Source organism: Streptomyces sp. YJ-C3, from assembly GCF_053891275.1.
The window spans coordinates 318,748-339,860 of the sequence record NZ_CM132685.1 but is presented as its reverse complement, the minus strand read 5'-3'; the positions used below and the strand labels follow the sequence as shown (position 1 = coordinate 339,860).

Annotated in this window: 18 protein-coding genes and 1 pseudogene; 5 read left to right on the top strand and 14 right to left on the bottom strand. The window is 71.6% G+C overall.

Features of this window, described 5'->3' with window-relative positions; translation table 11 throughout:
* Positions 1–22: 22 nt before the first annotated feature.
* A complete protein-coding gene (gene topA, locus ACVHNB_RS01560; protein ID WP_428953266.1) occupies positions 23–2,848 on the bottom strand; it encodes a type I DNA topoisomerase in 2,826 nt (941 codons plus the stop codon).
* Positions 2,849–3,222: 374 nt separating this feature from the next.
* Here topA and ACVHNB_RS01555 point away from each other — a divergent pair, with 374 nt between their 5' ends.
* The 3 genes from ACVHNB_RS01555 to ACVHNB_RS01545 all read left to right on the top strand — a co-directional run bounded on the left by ACVHNB_RS01555 (position 3,223) and on the right by ACVHNB_RS01545 (position 4,580).
* The gene (locus ACVHNB_RS01555; RefSeq protein WP_428953267.1) at positions 3,223–3,699 is read left to right on the top strand and encodes a TM2 domain-containing protein; all 477 of its coding nucleotides are present in this window, start codon (positions 3,223–3,225) and stop codon (positions 3,697–3,699) included.
* 2 nt (positions 3,700–3,701) lie between these two features.
* The gene (locus ACVHNB_RS01550; RefSeq protein ID WP_456227248.1) at positions 3,702–4,097 is read left to right on the top strand and encodes a DUF2752 domain-containing protein; all 396 of its coding nucleotides are present in this window, start codon (positions 3,702–3,704) and stop codon (positions 4,095–4,097) included.
* A gap of 198 nt (positions 4,098–4,295) precedes the next feature.
* Positions 4,296–4,580 carry a TM2 domain-containing protein gene (locus tag ACVHNB_RS01545; RefSeq protein ID WP_428953269.1) on the top strand — a complete coding sequence of 95 codons (285 nt, stop codon included), beginning with the start codon at positions 4,296–4,298 and terminating at the stop codon, positions 4,578–4,580.
* A 106-nt stretch (positions 4,581–4,686) separates the two neighbouring features.
* Here the strand turns inward: ACVHNB_RS01545 and ACVHNB_RS01540 are convergent, their stop codons facing one another.
* From ACVHNB_RS01540 to bldG, 6 genes are all read right to left on the bottom strand, one after another.
* Entirely contained in the window at positions 4,687–4,884 is a 198-nt protein-coding gene (locus ACVHNB_RS01540) for a hypothetical protein (protein WP_456227247.1), read from the bottom strand.
* A gap of 108 nt (positions 4,885–4,992) precedes the next feature.
* Entirely contained in the window at positions 4,993–6,516 is a 1,524-nt protein-coding gene (locus tag ACVHNB_RS01535; RefSeq protein ID WP_428953271.1) for a DUF7059 domain-containing protein, read from the bottom strand.
* Between the two features lie 108 nt (positions 6,517–6,624).
* The gene (locus ACVHNB_RS01530) at positions 6,625–7,206 is read right to left on the bottom strand and encodes a small secreted protein (protein ID WP_428953272.1); all 582 of its coding nucleotides are present in this window, start codon (positions 7,204–7,206) and stop codon (positions 6,625–6,627) included.
* Between the two features lie 232 nt (positions 7,207–7,438).
* Complete coding sequence (locus ACVHNB_RS01525; RefSeq protein ID WP_428953273.1) at positions 7,439–9,856, bottom strand: sodium-translocating pyrophosphatase; 2,418 nt, start codon at positions 9,854–9,856, stop codon at positions 7,439–7,441.
* Between the two features lie 331 nt (positions 9,857–10,187).
* Complete coding sequence (locus tag ACVHNB_RS01520) at positions 10,188–10,622, bottom strand: ATP-binding protein (protein ID WP_428953274.1); 435 nt, start codon at positions 10,620–10,622, stop codon at positions 10,188–10,190.
* Positions 10,623–10,723: 101 nt separating this feature from the next.
* Entirely contained in the window at positions 10,724–11,065 is a 342-nt protein-coding gene (gene bldG, locus ACVHNB_RS01515; protein WP_003975386.1) for an anti-sigma factor antagonist BldG, read from the bottom strand.
* Between the two features lie 82 nt (positions 11,066–11,147).
* On the opposite strand from bldG, the gene ACVHNB_RS01510 reads away from it, so the two are divergent.
* Positions 11,148–13,670, top strand: coding sequence for a DEAD/DEAH box helicase (locus tag ACVHNB_RS01510; protein WP_456227246.1), 2,523 nt, complete (start codon positions 11,148–11,150; stop codon positions 13,668–13,670).
* A gap of 369 nt (positions 13,671–14,039) precedes the next feature.
* On the opposite strand, the pseudogene ACVHNB_RS01505 reads toward ACVHNB_RS01510, so the two are convergent.
* From ACVHNB_RS01505 to ssd, 7 genes and pseudogenes are all read right to left on the bottom strand, one after another.
* Positions 14,040–14,417: pseudogene (locus ACVHNB_RS01505) on the bottom strand (Rv3654c family TadE-like protein); the annotation flags it as partial.
* The gene (locus ACVHNB_RS01500; RefSeq protein WP_428953277.1) at positions 14,414–14,788 is read right to left on the bottom strand and encodes a TadE family type IV pilus minor pilin; all 375 of its coding nucleotides are present in this window, start codon (positions 14,786–14,788) and stop codon (positions 14,414–14,416) included. The pseudogene ACVHNB_RS01505 and the gene ACVHNB_RS01500, both read right to left, overlap by 4 nt.
* Positions 14,775–15,011, bottom strand: coding sequence for a DUF4244 domain-containing protein (locus ACVHNB_RS01495; RefSeq protein WP_456227245.1), 237 nt, complete (start codon positions 15,009–15,011; stop codon positions 14,775–14,777). Before ACVHNB_RS01495 ends, ACVHNB_RS01500 begins: the two co-directional genes overlap by 14 nt.
* A gap of 205 nt (positions 15,012–15,216) precedes the next feature.
* Entirely contained in the window at positions 15,217–16,023 is an 807-nt protein-coding gene (locus ACVHNB_RS01490; protein ID WP_456227244.1) for a type II secretion system F family protein, read from the bottom strand.
* Between the two features lie 220 nt (positions 16,024–16,243).
* Entirely contained in the window at positions 16,244–17,098 is an 855-nt protein-coding gene (locus ACVHNB_RS01485) for a type II secretion system F family protein (RefSeq protein ID WP_456227243.1), read from the bottom strand.
* Positions 17,099–17,109: 11 nt separating this feature from the next.
* A complete protein-coding gene (locus ACVHNB_RS01480; RefSeq protein ID WP_428957599.1) occupies positions 17,110–18,249 on the bottom strand; it encodes a TadA family conjugal transfer-associated ATPase in 1,140 nt (379 codons plus the stop codon).
* Between the two features lie 175 nt (positions 18,250–18,424).
* Complete coding sequence (ssd, locus tag ACVHNB_RS01475; protein WP_428953279.1) at positions 18,425–19,534, bottom strand: septum site-determining protein Ssd; 1,110 nt, start codon at positions 19,532–19,534, stop codon at positions 18,425–18,427.
* Between the two features lie 563 nt (positions 19,535–20,097).
* On the opposite strand from ssd, the gene ACVHNB_RS01470 reads away from it, so the two are divergent.
* On the top strand, positions 20,098–20,949 hold the full coding sequence (locus tag ACVHNB_RS01470; protein ID WP_428953280.1) for an HAD family hydrolase: 852 nt from the start codon (positions 20,098–20,100) through the stop codon (positions 20,947–20,949).
* Positions 20,950–21,113: the final 164 nt, after the last annotated feature.

Sequence of the window (21,113 nt, the reverse complement as noted above, 5' to 3'; positions counted from 1 at the left end):
TCCGGCCCGTGCCGCACGGCTCCTACTCGGCCGGAGCGGCCTTCTTCGCCGGTGCCTTCTTAGCGGTCGTCTTCTTGGCGGTGGTCTTCTTCGCCGCCGTCTTCTTGGCCGTGGTCGTCTTGGCCGCGGTCTTCTTGGCGGCGGTCTTCTTGGCCGGTGCCTTCTTCGCGGTCTTCTTCTTGGCGGGGCCCTTGGCCCGCTTCTCCGCGAGCAGTTCGAAGCCGCGCTCCGGTGTGATCTCTTCCACGGAGTCGCCGGACCGCAGGGTGGCGTTCGTCTCGCCGTCGGTGACGTACGGGCCGAAACGGCCGTCCTTCACGACGACCGGCTTCTCGCTGACCGGGTCCTGGCCGAGCTCCTTCAGCGGCGGCTTGGCGGCCGCACGCCCGCGCTGCTTGGGCTGGGAGTAGATCTCCAGCGCCTCTTCCAGCGTGATGGTGAAGAGCTGCTCCTCGGCCTGCAGGGAGCGCGAGTCCGTGCCCTTCTTCAGGTACGGCCCGTACCGCCCGTTCTGCGCGGTGATCTCGACGCCCTCGGCGTCGGCGCCCACCACGCGCGGCAGCGACATCAGCTTCAGGGCGTCGTCCAGCGTGACCGTGTCGAGCGACATGGTCTTGAAGAGCGAGGCGGTGCGCGGCTTCACGGCGTTCTTGCCGGTCTTCGGGGTGCCCTCGGGGAGCACCTCGGTGACGTACGGGCCGTAGCGCCCGTCCTTGGCGATGATCTGGTGGCCGCTCGTCGGGTCCGTGCCCAGCTCGAAGTCGCCGCTCGGCTTGGCGAGCAGCTCCTCCGCGTACTCGACCGAGAGCTCGTCGGGGGCGAGGTCCTCGGGGACGTCCGCGCGCTGGTGGTTCTCGGAGTCGCGCTCGCCGCGCTCGACGTAGGGGCCGTAGCGCCCGACGCGCAGCACGATGTCGTTGCCGACGGGGAAGGACGAGACCTCGCGGGCGTCGATCGCGCCCAGGTCGGTCACGAGTTCCTTCAGGCCGCCGAGGTGGTCACCGTCGCCGTTGCCCGCGTCGGCCGCGCTGGCGTCGCCGGAGCCTTCGCCGAAGTAGAAGCGCTTCAGCCACGGCACGGACTGGGCCTCGCCCCGCGCGATGCGGTCGAGGTCGTCCTCCATCTTGGCGGTGAAGTCGTAGTCGACGAGCCGCCCGAAGTGCTTCTCCAGCAGGTTGACCACGGCGAACGACAAGAAGGAGGGCACCAGGGCCGTCCCCTTCTTGAAGACGTAGCCGCGGTCGAGGATCGTGCCGATGATCGACGCGTACGTCGACGGGCGGCCGATCTCGCGCTCTTCCAGCTCCTTGACCAGCGAGGCCTCGGTGTAGCGGGCCGGCGGCTTGGTCGAGTGGCCGTCGACCGAGATCTCCTCGGCGGACAGCGGGTCGCCCTCGGCGACCTGCGGCAGCCGGCGCTCGCGGTCGTCCAGCTCCGCGTTCGGGTCGTCGGCGCCCTCGACGTAGGCCTTGAGGAAGCCGTGGAAGGTGATGGTCTTGCCGGACGCGCTGAACTCGGCGTCGCGGCCGTCGGAGGACGTGCCGCCGATCTTGACCGTGACGCTGTTGCCGACCGCGTCCTTCATCTGGGAGGCGACGGTGCGCTTCCAGATCAGCTCGTAGAGCTTGAACTGGTCACCGGTCAGACCGGTCTCGGCGGGCGTGCGGAAGCGGTCGCCCGAGGGGCGGATCGCCTCGTGCGCCTCCTGCGCGTTCTTGACCTTGCCCGCGTAGGTGCGCGGCTTGTCCGGCAGGTAGTCCGACCCGTACAACTGCGTGACCTGGGCACGAGCGGCCGAGACCGCCGTGTCCGACAGGGTCGTGGAGTCCGTACGCATATAGGTGATGAAGCCGTTCTCGTACAGCTTCTGGGCCACCTGCATGGTCGCCTTGGCGCCGAAGCCCAGCTTGCGCGAGGCCTCCTGCTGCATGGTCGTCGTACGGAAGGGGGCGTACGGCGAGCGGCGGTACGGCTTGGACTCGACGGAGCGGACGGCGAACGACGTGTTCTCCAGGGCGGCGGCGAGCGCTCGCGCGTTCGCCTCGTCCAGGTGGAGGGTGTTCGCCGAGTTGCCGCCCTTGATCTGGCCGAGCGAGTCGAAGTCGCGGCCCTGCGCGATGCGCTTGCCGTCGACCGCGCTGAGCCGCGCGACCAGGGACGACGGGTCGGAGGAGTCGCCGGCCCGGCCGGTCGCGAAGGTGCCGGTCAGGTCCCAGTACTCGGCGGTGCGGAAGGCGATGCGCTCGCGCTCCCGCTCGACGACGAGGCGGGTGGCCACCGACTGGACACGGCCCGCCGACAGGCGCGGCATGACCTTCTTCCACAGGACCGGCGAGACCTCGTAGCCGTAGAGACGGTCGAGGATGCGGCGGGTCTCCTGGGCGTCGACCATGCGCTTGTTGAGCTCGCGCGGGTTGGCCACGGCGGAGCGGATCGCGTCCTTGGTGATCTCGTGGAAGACCATCCGGTGGACGGGAACCTTGGGCTTCAGGACCTCCAGGAGGTGCCACGCGATGGCTTCGCCCTCGCGGTCCTCATCGGTGGCGAGGAAGAGTTCGTCGGAGTCCTTCAGCAGGTCCTTGAGCTTCTTGACCTGGGACTTCTTGTCGGCATTGACGACATAGATCGGCTCGAAGTCGTTCTCGACGTCGACGCCGAGGCGGCGCACCTCACCCGTGTACTTGTCGGGCACCTCGGCGGCGCCGTTGGGGAGGTCGCGAATGTGCCCGACGCTCGCTTCGACGACGTACCCAGGGCCGAGATAGCCCTTGATCGTCTTCGCCTTGGCGGGCGACTCGACGATCACGAGTCGACGGCCGCCCTGTGCGGTCTCGCTGGTCGGGGACAACTTCGCTCTTCTCTCCGGTCGGCGGTTGGGGCCGTTCTGGTCGGTAGTACGGCAATGGCACTGCGGAGTGTGACGGTACCTCCCGCCGGTGTGTCAAACGGGAAAAGCACGCAGCAGCCACTCGGAACGGTAACCCGACTCCTCGTGATCCTGCCCCCGGACCGGGGAGCGGACGCTTCACCTCCGGGTACCCACAAGATCACTGTGTGTGCCATCCAGTGCCACATTCCTGTCACGGACGTCCCTATTGCGCTGCTGTCGCGCTCCCTCGCTCCACTCCCTTATCTGCTCCTGACAAGATGGCGGATGGCTGGGGGAGCCCAAGGGAAGCCTCCGGCTCGTCCCCACCGGCATCCCGACCCAGGAGCATCCCGATGTCCGACAGCAACCCCTACGGCCAGCAGCCCCCGCAGGAGCAGCCGGGCGCGAACCCGTACGGCTACCCGCAGCAGGGCTCGCAGCCCGGATACGGCGCGGCTCCGGGCCAGCCCCCGCAGGGCGGCCAGCCCGGCTACGGCTACCCGTACCCCGGCTCCGCCCCGGCCGGCGGCGGCTACCCGCCCCAGCCCGGCATGCCCGTCGCCTACGACCCGGCGGCGCCCTACGGGTACGACCCCTACGGCCGCCCGTACTCCGACAAGTCGAAGATGACGGCCGGTCTGCTCAACATCTTCCTGGGCACGTTCGGCGTCGGCCGCTTCTACACCGGCCACACCGGGCTCGCCGTCGGCCAGCTCCTGGTCGGCGTCCTGACCTGCGGCATCGGCGGTCTGTGGGGCTTCATCGACGGCATCGTCATGCTCGCCGGCAGCAACACGACCGACGCGCAGGGCCGCATCCTGCGCTCGTAGTCGTGACCTCCGCCCGCGCCGTCCTGCGCGCCCCGGCCACGGCACCCCTCGCGGTGCTCGTCGCCGGGGCCGCCGCAGCCGCGTACCTCTACGACACGAATCCGCACGAGCCCGGACACTGGCTGCCCGGCTGCCCGTTCCGCGCGCTCACCGGGCTGCTCTGCCCCGGCTGCGGCGGCACCCGCATGGTGTACGACGTGCTGCACGGCCGGTTCGGCACGGCCTGGCACGACAACGCGCTGCTGCTCGTGGTCACCCCGTTCGTCCTCTTCCTGCTGGGGCGTTGGCTCTGGTCGGGGCTGCGCGGGCGCCGGTGGGTGCCGGTGCCGAGCACCCGCACCCAGCTCGTCCTGCTCACCGTCGCCGTGCTCTGGACCGTGCTGCGCAACGTGTTCTGATCGCCCGTCACCGCCGTACGCGCAAGGTCACGAACTCGCCACGATCGGTGCCCCGACGCCCTGACACCCCGCTGTCCCCCTCTACGCTTCGGACTCCCGAGGCCAACGCCGTGTCCCCACCGGTGCGTCACTCTCGGATCATCCGCTCACAGGCCCGGCTTCGCCGTGCCCGCTTTCACGTCCCTAGGAGCAACTCCCATGTCCCAGCCCTTCCCCGGCGCCACTCCCGAGGCCCCGTTCGGCGTCGACCCGCAGGGCCGCCCGTACTCCGACAAGCAGAAGCTGGTCGCCGGCCTGCTCGGCATCTTCCTCGGCTCGTTCGGCGTCGGGCGCTTCTACGTGGGCGACACCAAGATCGGTGTCTGGCAGCTCGTCGTCTCCGTGCTGACCTGCGGCGCCGGCGGTCTGTGGGGCTTCATCGACGGCATCCTGTTCCTCACGAGCAACGACCGTACGGACGCCCAGGGCCGCCCCCTGCGCTGACGCCCCGTCGTCGCACGCCCGCGTACGTTCCCGTACGCGCCGACGCCCGCCCCGGACCCTTCCGGAGGCGGGCGTCGCCGTACGCGCCACGGTTCCTGAACCCGCGTCACACCTGGCCGAAACACCATGCCGCGAGCGCCAGACAGCCCACGCCGACGGCCCCGGCGACCACCGCCGACGCCACCGGGCGAGCTCCGTACGCCACCGGTTCACGGTGCGCCGTGCGCGCCCCCGTCCACACCACGAGTCCCGCGCCGAACAGCGCGAACACCGTGCCCGCGAAGACCGCAGGTGCACTCTCCATCGCCTTGCCTCCCCGACGTCGGGGCGGCTCGCGCCGCCCAGGCCGGTGACGCTGGCACGGGCGGGGGAACCCCGGGTGAACTCCGGGACAGCGCACGGCGAAGAGCGGCTATCCGGCGTCCCCGACGGGCTCCAGGAAGCCCTGCTCGACCAGGGTGCGGATCTGCGCCGGGGTGCGGTCGCGCAGCAGCACCGGCTCCTCGCCGACGAGTTGGGCGATGGCGTCCAGGATCCGTCCGGCGCTCAGCGTCCCGTCGCAGACGCCCGCGAACCCGGCGCCGACCGTGTCCACCTTCGTCGCCCGCCGCATCCCGCGCCCCTGCCGCAGCACGACGTGCTCGGGGTCCTCGGCGCCCGGCAGCCCGACCTGCTCCTGCACGACCTCACCGGCGAGCCGGAACGAGGACTCCAGCAGGGCCGCGTCGTCGTGCGTGCGCAGCCAGTCGACCCGCTCGAAGTGCGCCCGCACCACGTCGCCGAGCGGCTGCTCGACGGGGTGCGGCCACTCCTCGACGACGATCGAGGGGGACGCGCCGGAGGACTTGCGGAGCGTGATCCACCCGAACCCGACGGCCTTCACCTTCCGCGCCTCGAACTCGTCGAGCCACGCGTCGTACCGGGCCGCGTACTCGGCCGGGTCCGTGCGGTGGTCACCGGCGTCGCGCAGCCACAGCTCGGCGTACTGGGTGATGTCCTGCACCTCGCGCTGCACGATCCAGGCGTCGCAGCCGCGCGGCACCCACGAGCGCAGCCGCTCGGTCCACTCCTCCCCCTCCACGTGCTGCCAGTTGGCCAGGAACTGCGCGTACCCCCCGTCGTTCAGGCGCTCCCCCGCCCCTTGAACGAGCGTGCGGCACAGATCGTCCCCGCCCATCCCGCCGTCGCGGTAGGTGAGGCGCGCGCCGGGCGAGATGACGAAGGGCGGGTTCGACACGATCAGGTCGTACGTCGCGTCGCCCACGGGCTCGTACAGGGACCCCTCGCGCAGATCGGAGCCGCGCACCCCGGACAGGGCGAGGGTGAGCGCGGTGATGTGCAGGGCGCGGGAGTTGAGGTCGGTCGCGGTGACCCGGGTGGCGTGCTGCGCCGCGTGCAGCGCCTGGATCCCGGAACCGGTGCCGAGGTCGAGGGCGGCTGCGACGGGCGTACGGACGGTGATTCCGGCGAGCGTGGTGGACGCCCCGCCGACGCCGAGCACGACGCCCTCCTCGTGGCTGCCGATGCCGCCGGCGCCGCCGACCGCGCAGCCCAGGTCGGACACGATGAACCAGTCCTCGCCGTCGGGTCCGCCGTACGGGCGTACGTCGACGGTCGCGGCCACCTCGTCGCCGCTCGCCCGCAGCCACCCGCTCTCCAGGCACGCGTCGAGGGGCAGCACCCCGGCGACGCGCTCCCGCGGCACGGGCCGCTGCAGCAGGAAGAGCCGGACGAGCGTCGCCAGGGAGGAGTCCTCCCGGGTGGCGCGCAGGGCGGGCACGGTCTCGCTGCGCGCGAGCGCCGCGTAGGCGGGCGCCCCGAGCAGTTCGAGGAGGCCGTCGGCGGTGAACTCGGCGGCGAGCAGGGCGGCGCGCAGCGAGGCGGCGACGTCGGGTCGGTCGGCGGCGGGCAGGGCGGCGGAAACGGAAGAACTCACGCCTCCATTGTGACGCCGACGCGCCCCGCAGGGGGTGCGGGTGAACGACGGCGCCCCCGGCGCGGCGGACGGACCGCGGCACCGGGGGCGCTGACGAAGAGGCCGGACCTAGGAGGCCGACGGCGAAGCGGAAGCGCTCTTGCAGCTCTCCTGCTTGGCCATCGCCTTGCCCACGTCGCCCTCCTCCAGGTTCTTCAGGGCGTCGCTGCCGCTCTGGCTCAACTTGTCGAGCTCGCCCGCGATCCCCTTGAGGCCCTCGGCGAACTTCGCCTGGTCGTCGGTGTCCAGCTTGTCGACCTGCTTCTTCAGGCCCGCGTACGACGTCGAGATCTTGTCCAGCTCCTGGACCGCGTCCTGCTGCTTCGTCTTGCCGTCGTCGACCGGCGGGGCCCCCGCCTTGTCGACGGCGTCACCGATCGCCTTGTACGCGTCGGACATGTCCTGGAACGCCTTCGAGTCCGTCTTCTGGACATCGGCCGGCGCGCTGTTGTCCGACGTCTCCTTCTGGATCGCGGCGTTGGCCGACTCGATCTTCTTCGCCTGCGGCTGGACCGCGTCGCAGACCTCCTTGGCCCAGGAGTTCAGCTTCGCGTCGCTGTCGTCGCTGCAGCCCGACAAGGCCAGTACCAGTACCGCACCGCCGGACAGTGCGGCTGCAAGCTTCTTGTTCACCGGATCGGTCCCTTCCATGGCTCTCGGCCCCGGAACTTACACGCCGAGCACACGACAATCGCACCTCGGGCGTCCCATAAGACCGCTTTATTGACCTTTAGCAGCCATTTGCACCAAGGGAGAGAAGGCTCACGGAAGAAGTACGCACGAATCCCGCGCAGGTTCGGAAGCCGCAGGTGACACGGGAGCCGGCACCGCAGCGGGCGGACAGGGCATCAAGAGCCGCTGTCCGCCCGCCTGTTGATCCGCCCTACGTCCGGGACGGCTCCACGGCCGGGTCCGCCGGCCTCGGCACCCGCCCCGGGTTCTGCTCGCCGTCACCGCCGTCACCCTCGTCGTCGCCGACCGCGATGCCGCGCCGCTTCGACACGTACACCGCCCCGACGATCACGGCGAGCGCGACGACGGCCACCACGATGCGCACGGGCACGCTCGCGTCGTCCCCGTAGCTGAACTTGACCACCGCGGGCGCGATGAGCAGCGCGACGAGGTTCATCACCTTCAGCAGCGGGTTGATGGCGGGCCCCGCGGTGTCCTTGAACGGGTCCCCGATCGTGTCACCGATCACGGTGGCCGCATGGGCCTCGCTGCCCTTGCCGCCGTGGTGCCCGTCCTCGACGAGTTTCTTCGCGTTGTCCCACGCGCCACCGGAGTTGGCGAGGAAGACCGCCATCAGCGTCCCGGTGCCGATGGCGCCCGCCAGGTACGCGCCGAGCGCACCCACCCCGAGCGTGAAGCCGACCGCGATCGGCGCCATGACGGCGAGCAGGCCGGGCGTGGCCAGCTCCCTGAGCGCGTCCTTCGTGCAGATGTCGACGACCCGTCCGTACTCGGGCTCCTCCGTGTAGTCCATGATCCCGGGACGCTCGCGGAACTGCCGGCGCACCTCGTAGACCACCGAACCCGCGGACCGCGACACGGCGTTGATGGCGAGTCCGGAGAAGAGGAACACGACCGCGGCGCCGACGATGAGCCCGACCAGGTTGTTGGGCTGCGAGATGTCCATCACCAGGTTCATCGGCCCGCCGTCGCCGACCTTCTCGCCGACGTCCCGGGCCGCGGTGAGGATCGCGTCCCGGTACGAACCGAACAGCGCCGAGGCGGCGAGCACGGCGGTGGCGATGGCGATGCCTTTGGTGATGGCCTTCGTCGTGTTGCCCACGGCGTCCAGGTCGGTGAGCACCTGCGCGCCCGACCCCTGCACGTCACCGGACATCTCGGCGATGCCCTGCGCGTTGTCGGAGACCGGACCGAAGGTGTCCATGGCGACGATGACGCCGACGGTGGTGAGCAGGCCGGTGCCGGCCAGCGCGACCGCGAACAGCGCGAGCATGATCGACGTACCGCCGAGCAGGAACGCCCCGTACACGCCGAGCCCGATCAGCACCGCCGTGTACACGGCCGATTCGAGCCCGATGGAGATGCCGGCGAGCACGACGGTCGCGGGTCCGGTCAGCGACGTCCGGCCGATGTCCTTGACCGGGCGCCGGGTCGTCTCGGTGAAGTAGCCGGTGAGCTGCTGGATCAGCGCGGCGAGCACGATGCCGATGGCCACGGCGACGACCGCGAGGATCCGCGGGTCGCCGTCCTTGGCGCGGATCGCCGCGTCGGTGACCCCGTCCAGGTCGGCGTACTTCCCCGGCAGGTACGTGAAGACGGCCAGGGCCACGAGGGCGAGCGAGATCAGCGCGGAGATGAAGAAGCCGCGGTTGATGGCGCTCATGCCGGAGCGGTCGGACCGGCGTGGCGCGACGGCGAAGATGCCGATCATCGCCGTGACGACGCCGATCGCGGGCACGATCAGCGGGAAGGCGAGACCGGCGTCGCCGAAGGCGGCCTTGCCGAGGATCAGCGCGGCGACGAGCGTGACGGCGTAGGACTCGAAGAGGTCGGCGGCCATTCCGGCGCAGTCTCCGACGTTGTCGCCCACGTTGTCGGCGATGGTCGCGGCATTGCGCGGATCGTCCTCCGGAATGCCCTGCTCGACCTTGCCGACCAGGTCGGCGCCGACGTCGGCGGCCTTGGTGAAGATGCCGCCGCCGACCCGCATGAACATGGCGATCAGCGCGGCCCCGAGCCCGAAACCCTCCAGGACCTTGGGCGCGTCGGCCGCGTAGACGAGCACGACACAGGAGGCGCCGAGCAGGCCGAGGCCCACCGTGAACATGCCGACGACGCCGCCCGTACGGAAAGCGATCTTCATGGCTTTGTGCGAGACGGCGGTGAGATCTTTTTCCGGCTCACCTTCCGCCGGTGTGGCTTCCCGGGCCGCGGCGGCGACCCGCACATTACTGCGCACCGCGAGCCACATTCCGATATAGCCGGTGACCGCCGAGAACAGGGCGCCGATCAAGAAGAAGATCGAACGTCCGGCCCGCTGATTCCAGTCGTCCGCGGGAAGCAGCATGAGCAGGAAGAACACCACGACGGCGAATACGCCGAGGGTCCGCAACTGTCGGCCCAGATAGGCTTTCGCGCCTTCCTGGACCGCGGCCGCGATCTTCTTCATGGAATCCGTGCCCTCACCGGCGGCGAGCACCTGGCGCACCAGGACTCCGGCGACGGCGAGCGCCGCGAGCGCGACGACGGCGATGACGATCACGATCAGCCGGTTGTCGTCCGTCAGAACTGCGGCTGCGAGGTGAGCGGGGGCAGAAGGCTCCGCCATTCGTCCTCCTTGACGCTTGGGCTGAGCTCAAGATGTGGACGGATTGTAGGGAGCGGGACCTGATCAAAACAGTGCGCGGTAAACGGAATTGTTCCTCTTCTGCTACCCGGCAAATGATCGACGAACACCAGTCGGGCCCGACCGGAAGGAAAATCAATAACGCCCTTGAGGCATTATCGATGATCGCCGATCTAGGAATCCACGAGCGGGAAATCAACGGGGAACACAGAAAAGGCCCTGTTCACCATGGGTGGCGAACAAGGCCTCGACAAAGATCGAAACAAAGATCACGACAGAGAACAATGGCGCGCTCCGGGGAGCGGCCCGGTCCCTACGGCAGTGTCACGGGCGCCGCGGGCCAGCTCATGCGGATGAGTCCGCCCGACGCGTCGGCGGTGACCTCCACATCGTCCACGAGGCCGCTGATGACGGCGAGACCCATCTCGTCCTCGCCCTCCGCCTCCAGATCGTCGGCGGCACCACGGGCACCGGGCACCTCGGGGGCGGCCACGGTGCGCGGCGCCTCGTCGCCGACCTCGATGGAGAACTTCTTCTCCTCCTCGATCAGCGCCACCCGCACCGGCGCGGGGATACCACTGCTCTGGTGCAGCCCCACGGCGCGGCTGCACGCCTCACCGACGGCGAGCCGGACCTCGTCGAGCACGGCCTCGTCCACGCCCGCCCTGCGCGCCACGGCGGCCGCCACGAGGCGGGCCGTCCTGACGTGCTCGGGCAGAGGGCTGAAGCGGAGTTCGACGGTGGCCATGCATCCCCCTCGGACATACGGGCGTGCTCTCGGGGACCGGGCCGGCCACGGCCCGATCCCCGCCATCAACCTGATCTACCGGATCGGCCTGATCAAACTGATCAGTCGGTCGCCGCGACGGCTTCCTCGACCGAGGTGTGGATCGGGAACACCTTGGTCAGACCCGTGATCCGGAAGATCTTGAGAATGCGCTCCTGGTTGCAGACCAGGCGCAGCGAGCCCTCATGGGCGCGCACACGCTTGAGACCGCCGACCAGCACGCCGAGCCCGGTGGAGTCGAGGAAGTCCACGCCCTCCATGTCGACGACAAGGTGGAAACTGCCGTCATTCACCAGCTCGACCAGCTGCTCGCGCAGCTTGGGCGCGGTATACACATCAATTTCGCCACCGACCTCGACGACCGTACGATCGCCGACGGTACGGGTCGACAGGGACAGGTCCACGGATCCTCCAGCACCTTGCTATCGAGCGGTCGCCCCTCGGGGATACCTCGGCTTGATCCCCCGGGACGGTTCGCCAGCCGCGATGGCATTCAATCACTTACCGGCAGGCGTGCACGACGCCTTGGGAGCATTGTCCGTCACGCCAGTGACACACTCGGTGCCGATGGCCAAGAATCACCGATCCGATCGACCCCCGGCACCCGCCGCCTCGCGCCCCTCTCCCGGGGTGGTCCTGGAGCGGCTCACCGCGGGTCCGAGCAGGGCTGCGCGCATCACTCATACGGAGCACTTGCCCCCTCGTCCGGGACGTCATGCCGTCTGGCCGGACCGGATCCGATCCGAGGTCATCGCCGCTGTACAGAACGCGGGAATCGAACACCCCTGGGCCCACCAGGCACGCGCGGCGGAGCACGCCCTGGACGGCGAGTCGGTGATCGTCGCCACCGGGACGGCCTCCGGCAAGTCCCTCGCCTATCTGGCCCCGGTCCTGTCGAAGCTGCTCGACGGCTCCGAGGCACCCAACGGACGCGGCGCGACGGCCCTGTACCTCGCCCCGACGAAGGCGCTCGCCGCCGACCAGTGCCGATCGGTGAAGGAACTTTCACAACCTCTGGGCCCGGCGATCCGCCCCGCGGTCTACGACGGCGACACTCCGTTCGAGGAACGCGAGTGGGTACGCCAGTACGGCAACTACGTCCTCACCAACCCCGACATGCTGCACCGCGGGATATTGCCCTCCCACCCGCGCTGGTCCTCCTTCCTCAAGGCGCTCAAGTACGTCGTCATCGACGAGTGCCACACGTATCGCGGCGTCTTCGGCTCGCACGTCGCCCAGGTCCTGCGCCGCCTGCGCCGCCTCTGCGCCCGCTACGGCTCCGACCCGGTCTTCCTCCTCGCCTCGGCCACGGCGGCCGAGCCGGCCGTCGCCGCCCGCCGGCTGACCGGCCTGCCCGTCGTCGAGGTCGCCGACGACGCCTCGCCCCGCGGCGAACTGGTCTTCGCCCTCTGGGAGCCTCCTCTCACCGAGATGCAGGGCGAGAAGGGCGCCCCGGTCCGCCGCACCGCCACCGCCGAGACCGCGGACCTGCTCACCGACCTGACGGTGCAGGGCGTCCGCTCGGTCGCCTTCGTACGGTCCCGCCGGGGCGCCGAGCTGATCTCGGTGATCGCCCAGGAACGCCTGTCCGAGATCGACCGCTCGCTGGCCCGCCGTGTCGCCGCCTACCGGGGCGGCTACCTGTCGGAGGAACGCCGCGCCCTCGAAGCCGCCCTGCACTCCGGCGAACTCCTCGGACTCGCCGCCACCACCGCCCTCGAACTCGGCATCGACGTCTCGGGCCTGGACGCCGTCGTCATCGCCGGCTACCCGGGCACCCGCGCCTCCCTGTGGCAGCAGGCGGGCCGTGCGGGCCGCTCGGGCCAGGGCGCCCTCGCCATCCTCGTCGCCCGCGACGACCCCCTGGACACGTTCCTGGTCCACCACCCCGAGGCCCTCTTCGACCAGCCGGTCGAGTCGACGGTCCTCGACCCGGACAACCCGTACGTCCTGGCCCCGCACCTGTGCGCGGCCGCGGCCGAACTCCCCCTCACCGAAGCCGACATGGAACTGTTCGGCCCGGCGACGAGCGAGCTGCTCCCCCAGCTGGAAGCGGCGAAACTGCTGCGCCGCCGCACCAGGGCCTGGCACTGGACGCGCCGCGAGTCCGCCGCCGACCTGGCCGACATCCGCGGCGAGGGCGGCAGCCCCGTCCAGATCGTCGAGGCCGCCACGGGCCGGCTGCTCGGCACCGTCGACGCCGCCTCCGCGCACACGACGGTCCACGACGGCGCGGTCCATCTCCACCAGGGCCGCACCTACGTGGTCAAGCACCTCGACCTCGACGACGACGTCGCCCTGGTCGAACCGGCCAACCCCACGTACTCCACCACCGCCCGCGACACGACAGCCATCTCCATCCTGGAAACCGACATCGAAGTCCCCTGGGGCGAGGGCCGGTTGTGCTACGGCTCGGTCGAGGTCACCAACCAGGTCGTCGGCTATCTCCGCCGCCGTCTCATCACCGGCGAGGTCCTCGGCGAGACGAAACTCGACCTCCCTCCTCGTACGCTGCGCACCCGCGCCGTGTGGTGGACGGTCACCGAGGACCAACTCGACGCCGCCCGCATCAACCCGGAGATCCTCGGCGGCGCCCTGCACGCCGCCGAACACGCTTCCATCGGCATGCTCCCCCTCTTCGCCACGTGCGACCGCTGGGACATCGGCGGCGTCTCGGTCCCCCTCCACCCGGACACGCTGCTCCCCACGGTCTTCGTCTACGACGGCCACCCCGGCGGGGCGGGCTTCGCCGAACGCGCCTTCCACACCGCCCAGGAATGGCTCACCGCGACCCGCGCGGCCATCGCCTCCTGCGAGTGCGAGGCCGGCTGCCCGTCCTGCATCCAGTCCCCCAAGTGCGGCAACGGCAACGACCCCCTGCACAAGCGCGGAGCGGTACGGCTTCTGTCGGTACTGCTGAAGGGGGCGGGTGCGGACGCGGGCAGTACGGGGACGGGGCCGGGCGGCGCGGGGTCGGACGCGGCGGGGACGGCGCCGGTCAGCGGCTGAGTCCATGGGCGGGGCCGTGCGGCTCCGACCGGGGCGGGGCAGGGCGTCTCCACAGGACTCACTTCGGGGGCACCGCCCGTTCGTCGGGCCACGTCTCGCCCAACCCTCAAGCGCCGTACGGGCCTTCAAGGCCGTCCGGATCTACAGACCCATCCGGCTCTACAACCCGTCCGGATCTCCAGGCCCGTCCGGATCCCCAGGCCCGTCCGGGTCTGCGGGCGTCTTGTGCGAGGCCGGCCCTCGGAATATCCGCGTATCCGCACGGAAGGCGCGACCGGGCACGACAGGCCCGGCACCCGTCATCACCTGAGACGACCACGGCACGATCCGTACCGCTCCGGCCGCCGCTGCCGGTCCTGGCGCGACCGGGCCCGCAGGCCCCGCCCGAGCCCTGACCCGGGCGGTGAACGCCCCGGATCCCGCGGCCGCGGTCACGTCGGACACCTCCCCGTACACCGCGCACCGCACGACTCTCGCTCCCTGGGCCCTGGCCACCCGGCCGGCCAGAGCGCACGCGTCCGCTTTCCCTTCCATCCAGTGATCGGCCGCCGCGAGCGCCGCGAGATCGGCCGCGCCGCCCGCCCGGTGCCGTGCCTCGACCGCCCGCCCCACGGCCAGCACACCACCGAAGAGCGCCCCGATCGCGGCCAGCGCCATCACCACCCACACCGTCGCGGACCCTCGATCCGAACCCGCCCGGCCGGATCGCCGCACCCCGCGCGGCCCGTTCCTCCACCGTCTCCTCATGCCTCCCCCACCGTCTCCTCCGCCGCCGCCACGGCCTGCGCGCTCAACTCGACGGCGAGCGGCCCCGGTCCCGTCGACCGCGCCCGCACCGTCACCCGGACCAGGCCGCCCTCCCGGCTCACCTCGACCCGCGCACCGGACGGCGCGGCCTCACGCGCGGCGGCGACCGCCGCTCCCCGCGGCTCCTGCCGGGCCACGGCCCGCGCCCCGGCCCGCGCCGCGTCCACGCACCGGATCTGCGCGGACGCCGCCAGTACCGCCCAGACCAGCGCCATCGTGAACGCCACCAGCACCGGCAGCACCACGGCCGCCTCCGCCGTCACGAATCCCCGGTCCCGACGTCGATCGCGGAGCGCCTCAGAACGACCCATTGAGCGCCTTCGCCACCAGGGACTGCAACGCCGACTGCACCGCATCGCTCGTCACCACCTGGTACAGCAGCCCGGCGAAACCCACCGCCGCGATCAGCCCCACGGCGTACTCGGCGCTGACCATCCCGGCGTCCCTGCGTGCCGACGACCGCACCACCCGGGCCCAGCGCAGCACTCCCTGCCGCAGCCGCCCGCACGTCCACACCTTGCGCGTTCCTTCCATCACAACCCCCTGGAGAATCCATGCCGTTCGAGAATCACGGCTACTTGAGAACCACTACGGCTCGAGAAACACCGCTACTTGAGAACCACTGCTGCGTGAGAACCACTGCTGCTTGGGAACCACGGCTGCTCGAGAACCACTGCTGCGTGAGAATCACTGCCGTTCGCTCATCGCCCGTACGGTCGGGCCACACCTGCGCCTCCCTTCACCGGCCGCCCAGCACTCCGTCCGCGAGGCCGATCACCACGGGCAGCACCCCGATCACGAGGAACGCGGGCAGGAAACACAGCCCCACCGGGGCCGTGATGACCACCGCCGCCCGACGTGCCACGGCCGTCGCCCGGCGCCCGCGCTCGGCTCTGCACTCCGCGGCGAACTGCGCCACGGGTGCCGCGGCCGGCGCCCCGGACTCCCCCGCCCGCTCCAGGAGCCGGACCAACGCACCGGCTCCTGGAATCGCCGCCAACTCCCGCCATGCGAGCGCCGGTTCACCACCGAGTCGCAGCTGCGCGGCACCCTTCGCCAACGCCCGTCCGACCGGCCCGCCCACCGACTCCCCCACCGCCCGCGCGGCCTCCACCGGCTCCGCACCGGCCGCAATACAGGCCGCCAACAGATCGGCCACCAGGGGAAGTTGCCGCTCAGCCTCAGCGCGCGCACCCGCTCTCACACTCGCACTCGCACCCGCCAGTGCCGCTGCTCTCGCCCGCCCCTCCTCACCCCGCCGCCATCGCCATACGCCTGCCCCCGCGAGCATCCCGACCACCAGCCCGGCCACGCCGCCGATGAGCACATAACCGGCGCTCACCGCCCCGGCCACCGGCCCCCAACGCCGCGCAACCGGGGGCACCTTCCACGACGGTCGCACCGGCCGCTCCGCGACGGCCGCCAGTACGCACCTCACCCTCCGCCGCACCGCCCGCTGCCGCCGCCGCGCCCCGACCTCCAGCAGCAGCCACGCCACCAGCGCCGCAACACACAGCACTGCCCCCAGCCTGTGGACAACATCCATCGCCTCTCACTCCCTCAACCCTCGATCCGCAAGCGATGCGGCCTGACCTCACACCTCAAGCTCCGCACTCCGCACTCCGGGCTCCGGGCTCCGGGCTCCGGGCTCCGACCTGCAGTCCTCATCCGCAGAGCCCGACACCACGCCACACCCCGGCACCCCGGCACCCCGCACCCCGCACCCCGCACCCCGCACCCCGCACCCCGCACCCACCACGAACCCGCTAACCCCCCACCTCCGCCCCCCGCACAACCCGCACGGCCCACGACATCCCCACCGCCTCCAGCACCCCGCCCACCACAAGGCACCCCACCCCGGCCCCCGTATGCAGCAGCACCCGCAGCGGCTGTGCCCCCATCGCCGAACCGAGCAGCAGCCCGAGCACCGGCAGCCCAGCGAGCATCACCGCGGTCGACCAAGGGCCAGCCAACTGGGCTTTCAGGTCGGCTCGTTGGTCCCGCTCCGCCCGCAACGCACCCGCGAGCCGCTCAAGTCCGGCCGCGAGCCCGGCCCCTCGGTCGACGGCCACCCGCCAGCACGCCGCGAGCCCGTGCAACCCCTCGGCACCCGGCTCCCGCGCCGCCTCCCGCAGCGCGCCGGACACGTCCCCGCCGAACCGCGCGGCGGCCACCACGGCCGCGCTCCCCGCGCCGGACAGTGCCGCCGACTCCCGTACCGCGACAGCCAGCGCCTCCCCCGGCTGCCGCCCGGCGCGCACCTCACCCGCCATCAGCCCGCACAGCCCGATGACCGCGTCCCCGCGTCGCTCCCGATCGCCCCGCGCCTCCCGAGCCCGCCGCACCCGCGCCGCACCCGGCACGGCGCAGGCCCCGATCACGAGCGGCACCACCGACGCCCCGAGGAGACCGATCACCAGCCCGCCGGCCACGCACCCCCATTCGGGCCGCCTCTTGCCCCACCTCCACCAGCGCTCGACGACGCACCGCCACCCCGACACCGCGCCCTCGCCCGGCCCGACGCCCAACACCGCGCGGGCCCGTCGCACCTCCGCGTCCCGCATCCCGGCGGCCCACAGCACCGCCACCATTCCCAGCGCCCCGACGACCGCTCCCGACACCGCCCAGCTCCTCACGGCAACCGCACCCCCAACAGCTCCCCGAGCCGCGCCCACCCCTGCCCCGGCACGAACCCTCGCTCGCCCCACTCCAGCGCCGACACCGCCCGCACCCACCCCGCCGCGTCCCGCTCCAGCACATGCACCTGCGCGAGCCGCCGCAGCCCACTCCGGTCCCGTACGAGATGCAGCACCACGGACACCGCGGCCGCCAACTGGCTGTGCAGCGCCGCACGATCGAGCCCGGCCGCCGTCCCCAGCGCCTCCAGGCGCACCGGGACATCACTCGCCGCGTTGGCGTGCACGGTCCCGCAACCGCCTTCGTGACCCGTGTTGAGCGCGGCCAGCAGGGACACGACCTCGGCGCCGCGCACCTCACCGACCACGAGCCGGTCGGGGCGCATCCTGAGCGCCTGCCGCACCAGGTCCTCCAGGCCCACGGCCCCGGCGCCCTCCTGATTGGCGGGCCGGGCCTCCAGCCGCACCACGTGGGGATGGTCCGGCCGCAGCTCGGCGGAGTCCTCGGCCAGCACGATCCGCTCCCGCGGCCCGACCAGGCCGAGGAGCGCGCTCAGCAGCGTCGTCTTGCCGCTGCCCGTCCCGCCGCTGATCAGGTAGGACAGCCGCGCGTCGAGCAGTGCCCGCAGCACACGGTCGCCACCCGGCGGCACGGTCCCCGCCGCCACCAGTTCCTCCAACGTGAAGGCGCGGGGCCGTACGACCCGCAGCGCGAGACAGGTGCAGCCCACCGCGATCGGCGGCAGCACCGCGTGCAGCCGGGTCCCGTCGGGCAGCCTCGCGTCCACCCAGGGCCGGGCGTCGTCGAGGCGCCGCCCCACCACGGCCGCGAGCCGCTGCGCCAGCCTCCGTACGGCGGACGCACTTTCGAAGGTGACTCCGGTCAACTCCAGTCCGCCGCCCCGGTCGACCCACACCTGATCCGGCGCCGACACCAGGACGTCCGTCACCGAAGCATCCGCGAGCAACGACTCGAGCGGCCCGGCTCCCACCAGCTCCGACCGCAACTGCCCCGCCGCGCCCAGCACTTCGGCGTCCCCCAGAATCCGGCCCTGGGCCCGCAGCGCCTCGGCCACCCGCGCGGGGGTCGCCTCCGCCCCGTTCTCCGCGAGCCACTGGCGTACGCCGTCGAGCATCCGCGCCCCGACCACCGCACTCACGGGCAACCTCCCGCATCCACCCCACACGCCACCTGCATCCCGCCCACCTGCATCCCGCCCACCACTTCGACCGCTTCAGGCACCCCAGCCGCCCCAGCCGTCTCAGTCGTCTCAGTCGTCTCAGTCATCTGAGCCACCTCACGCCCCCCGCTCACAGGCCGCCCCCATCCCCCGACCCCACCGACATCCGCCCCCACAACTCAGCGCAGAACCGCCCCAACGGACCCCCCACACCCAGCCCCGCTCCAGTCCCCGAGCCCGGTCCCGACCCGGCCAACACCCGGCCATCGAGCGGCACTTCACCCGCCAGTGGCAGCCCGAGCAGCCGCGCCACCTCGTCCCCGTCGAGGGCGGCAGCACCACGCGTCGGCGCCGTCACCACGCGCAGATCGCGCAGCACCATCCCCACCGCCCCGGCCATCCGCCGGGCCGCCGCGACGGCCCGCAGTTCCGGTGGCACCACGAGCAGCCCCAGGTCGAGCTGGGCCAGCGCCTCCACCGAGCCGGCGTCGACCCGGCGCGGCAGGTCCACCACCATGACCCCGCCCCGGCGCCGGCCCGCCGCGAGCACCGCCCGCACGGCCTCCGGCGGCACCGCGGCCAGCTCACCGCGGTCCCAGCTGAGCAGCCGCAGATCGTGCAGCCGGGGCAGCGACTCCTCCAGGGCGGTGCTGCCGACCCGCCCCCGCGACTGCGCGAACGCGGGCCAGCGCAGGCCGTCCACCGCCTCACCGCCGAGCAGCACGTCGAGCCCGCCGCCGAGCGGGTCAGCGTCCACCAGGAGCGTGCGGTGCCCGGCCCGCGCGGACGCCACCGCCAGTGCGCACGCCAGCGTCGAGGCGCCTGCTCCGCCCCGGCCGCCGATCACCCCGACGGTGAGCGCGGGGCGGCCCACGCCCTCGGCGACGTCGGCGATCCGGTCCATCAGCCACTGCTCGCCGTCCGGCAGCATCAGCACATGGTCGGCACCGATCTCCACGGCCCGCTTCCACACCCCGGAGTCGTCCTGGTCACGCCCGACCAGCACGACGCCCCGCCGTCGGGCCACCCCGCGCAGCCGGCCCGCGGCATCGTCCCCGACCAGCACGAGCGGCGCCGCCTCCCAGCCGCCTCTGGCCTCGGGCACCCCGTGCCCGACCTCGGGCCGCACGCCCGCCGCGGCGCACAACCGCAGCAGATCGTCCAGCAGTTCCACGTCCTCCGTCACGATCAGCGGCGCGCGCCGCACGCCCCGCGCGTCACCCGCGATGACTTCCGTCACGATCCGGCCCCCTCTCTTTGCACTCGCCCGCACCCGCGGGCGATCCGGTCCGCCGCGAAGCCCCGGCGCCGGAGCCCCGAATACCGGCCGCCGCTCGCGGCCCGGCCATAACGAACCGGCCATGAACGCCGGTCCGAACTTCGCGTGCGGAATCACCGTGCAGCGATCCCGGAAATCGTGTGGATCTTGGTCAATAACTGTGGACGCGAGAACGCTTGTGAATATCTCCGTCACCCATACCGGTGACGCCACGAAGGCACGTCGGAACCTCCGCAGAGCATCCTGACGGTCACACACCGTGACGACGGGGTGCGGGTCAACTCCCGTTCGCAGCACGGGAATCACCGGCGAAGGGGCAAGAAAAAAGGACCCGAAAACGGGTCCGGACATGCGACGACCCCCGCCGGGGGGGAGAGCGGGGGTCGTCCCCACGGTCCGACTCGGGGGGGGAGGAGCCAGACCGGGTTAGCACGGTCGCGAACGATCCGTGACTTCCATGGTGTACCCGAGAGCCTTCTCAGGCAAACCCACGCGCCCCAGCTTACGCCGAATGGTGGGCGCCTATGCTCACCATCGTGGAAAACCACTCCTTGACCCACTCCATGCCCCGCACAGCCGCGTTCTTTGACCTGGACAAGACGGTCATCGCAAAGTCGAGCACGCTCACCTTCAGCAAGTCGTTCTACCAAGGCGGGCTGATCAACCGGCGGGCCGTGCTGCGCACCGCGTACGCGCAGTTCGTCTTCCTCGCCGGCGGTGCCGATCATGACCAGATGGAGCGCATGCGCGAGTACCTCTCGGCGCTGTGCCGCGGCTGGAACGTGCAGCAGGTGAAGGAGATCGTCGCCGAGACGCTGCACGACCTGATCGACCCGATCATCTACGACGAGGCGGCGTCCCTCATCGAGGAGCACCACACCGCCGGGCGGGACGTCGTCATCGTCTCCACGTCGGGTGCCGAGGTCGTCGAGCCGATCGGCGAGCTGCTCGGGGCGGACCGGGTCGTGGCCACCCGCATGGTCGTCGGGGACGACGGCTGCTTCACGGGCGAGGTGGAGTACTACGCGTACGGGCCGACGAAGGCGGAGGCCATCGAGGAGCTCGCGCGGACCGAGGGGTACGACCTGGCGCGGTGCTACGCGTACAGCGACTCGGCGACGGACGTGCCGATGCTGAGCGCCGTGGGCCATCCCCACGCGGTCAATCCGGACCGGGCGCTGCGTCGCGAGGCGCTCGCGCGCGAGTGGCCGATTCTGGACTTCCACAAGCCGGTCCGGCTCAAGCAGCGGCTGCCGAACCTCTCCGCCCCGTCGCGTCCGGCCCTGGTCGCGGCGGCCGCGGTCGGCGCCGCGGCCGCCACCGCGGGCCTCGTCTGGTACGCCAGCCGGCGCCGGTCACTGGCCGCCTCGCGCTGAGATCCCGGAAAACGGCGCCCGATTCACCCCTGTTTGAACCTAAAAGTAAAGAAGTGCAGCCAGGGCTTCCGCTTCTCCCAGGGGAGGAGTACAAAGGAGTCAACGGCCCGCGAGACCAAGGACATCCGAGAGGATCACCTTCACACGCAAACCAGGCCCCACGG

Coding starts and splice junctions, on each gene's coding strand:
- ACVHNB_RS01530 (WP_428953272.1), bottom strand. CDS start 7,206: ATGGAAGGGACCGATCCGGTGAACAAGAAGCTTGCAGCCGCACTGTCC.
- ACVHNB_RS01500 (WP_428953277.1), bottom strand. CDS start 14,788: ATGGGTCGTTCTGAGGCGCTCCGCGATCGACGTCGGGACCGGGGATTC.
- ACVHNB_RS01470 (WP_428953280.1), top strand. CDS start 20,098: ATGCTCACCATCGTGGAAAACCACTCCTTGACCCACTCCATGCCCCGC.
- ACVHNB_RS01510 (WP_456227246.1), top strand. CDS start 11,148: ATGGCATTCAATCACTTACCGGCAGGCGTGCACGACGCCTTGGGAGCA.
- ACVHNB_RS01555 (WP_428953267.1), top strand. CDS start 3,223: ATGTCCGACAGCAACCCCTACGGCCAGCAGCCCCCGCAGGAGCAGCCG.
- ACVHNB_RS01495 (WP_456227245.1), bottom strand. CDS start 15,011: ATGGAAGGAACGCGCAAGGTGTGGACGTGCGGGCGGCTGCGGCAGGGA.
- ACVHNB_RS01490 (WP_456227244.1), bottom strand. CDS start 16,023: ATGGATGTTGTCCACAGGCTGGGGGCAGTGCTGTGTGTTGCGGCGCTG.
- ACVHNB_RS01480 (WP_428957599.1), bottom strand. CDS start 18,249: ATGCTCGACGGCGTACGCCAGTGGCTCGCGGAGAACGGGGCGGAGGCG.
- ACVHNB_RS01545 (WP_428953269.1), top strand. CDS start 4,296: ATGTCCCAGCCCTTCCCCGGCGCCACTCCCGAGGCCCCGTTCGGCGTC.
- ACVHNB_RS01540 (WP_456227247.1), bottom strand. CDS start 4,884: ATGGAGAGTGCACCTGCGGTCTTCGCGGGCACGGTGTTCGCGCTGTTC.
- ACVHNB_RS01520 (WP_428953274.1), bottom strand. CDS start 10,622: ATGGCCACCGTCGAACTCCGCTTCAGCCCTCTGCCCGAGCACGTCAGG.
- ACVHNB_RS01525 (WP_428953273.1), bottom strand. CDS start 9,856: ATGGCGGAGCCTTCTGCCCCCGCTCACCTCGCAGCCGCAGTTCTGACG.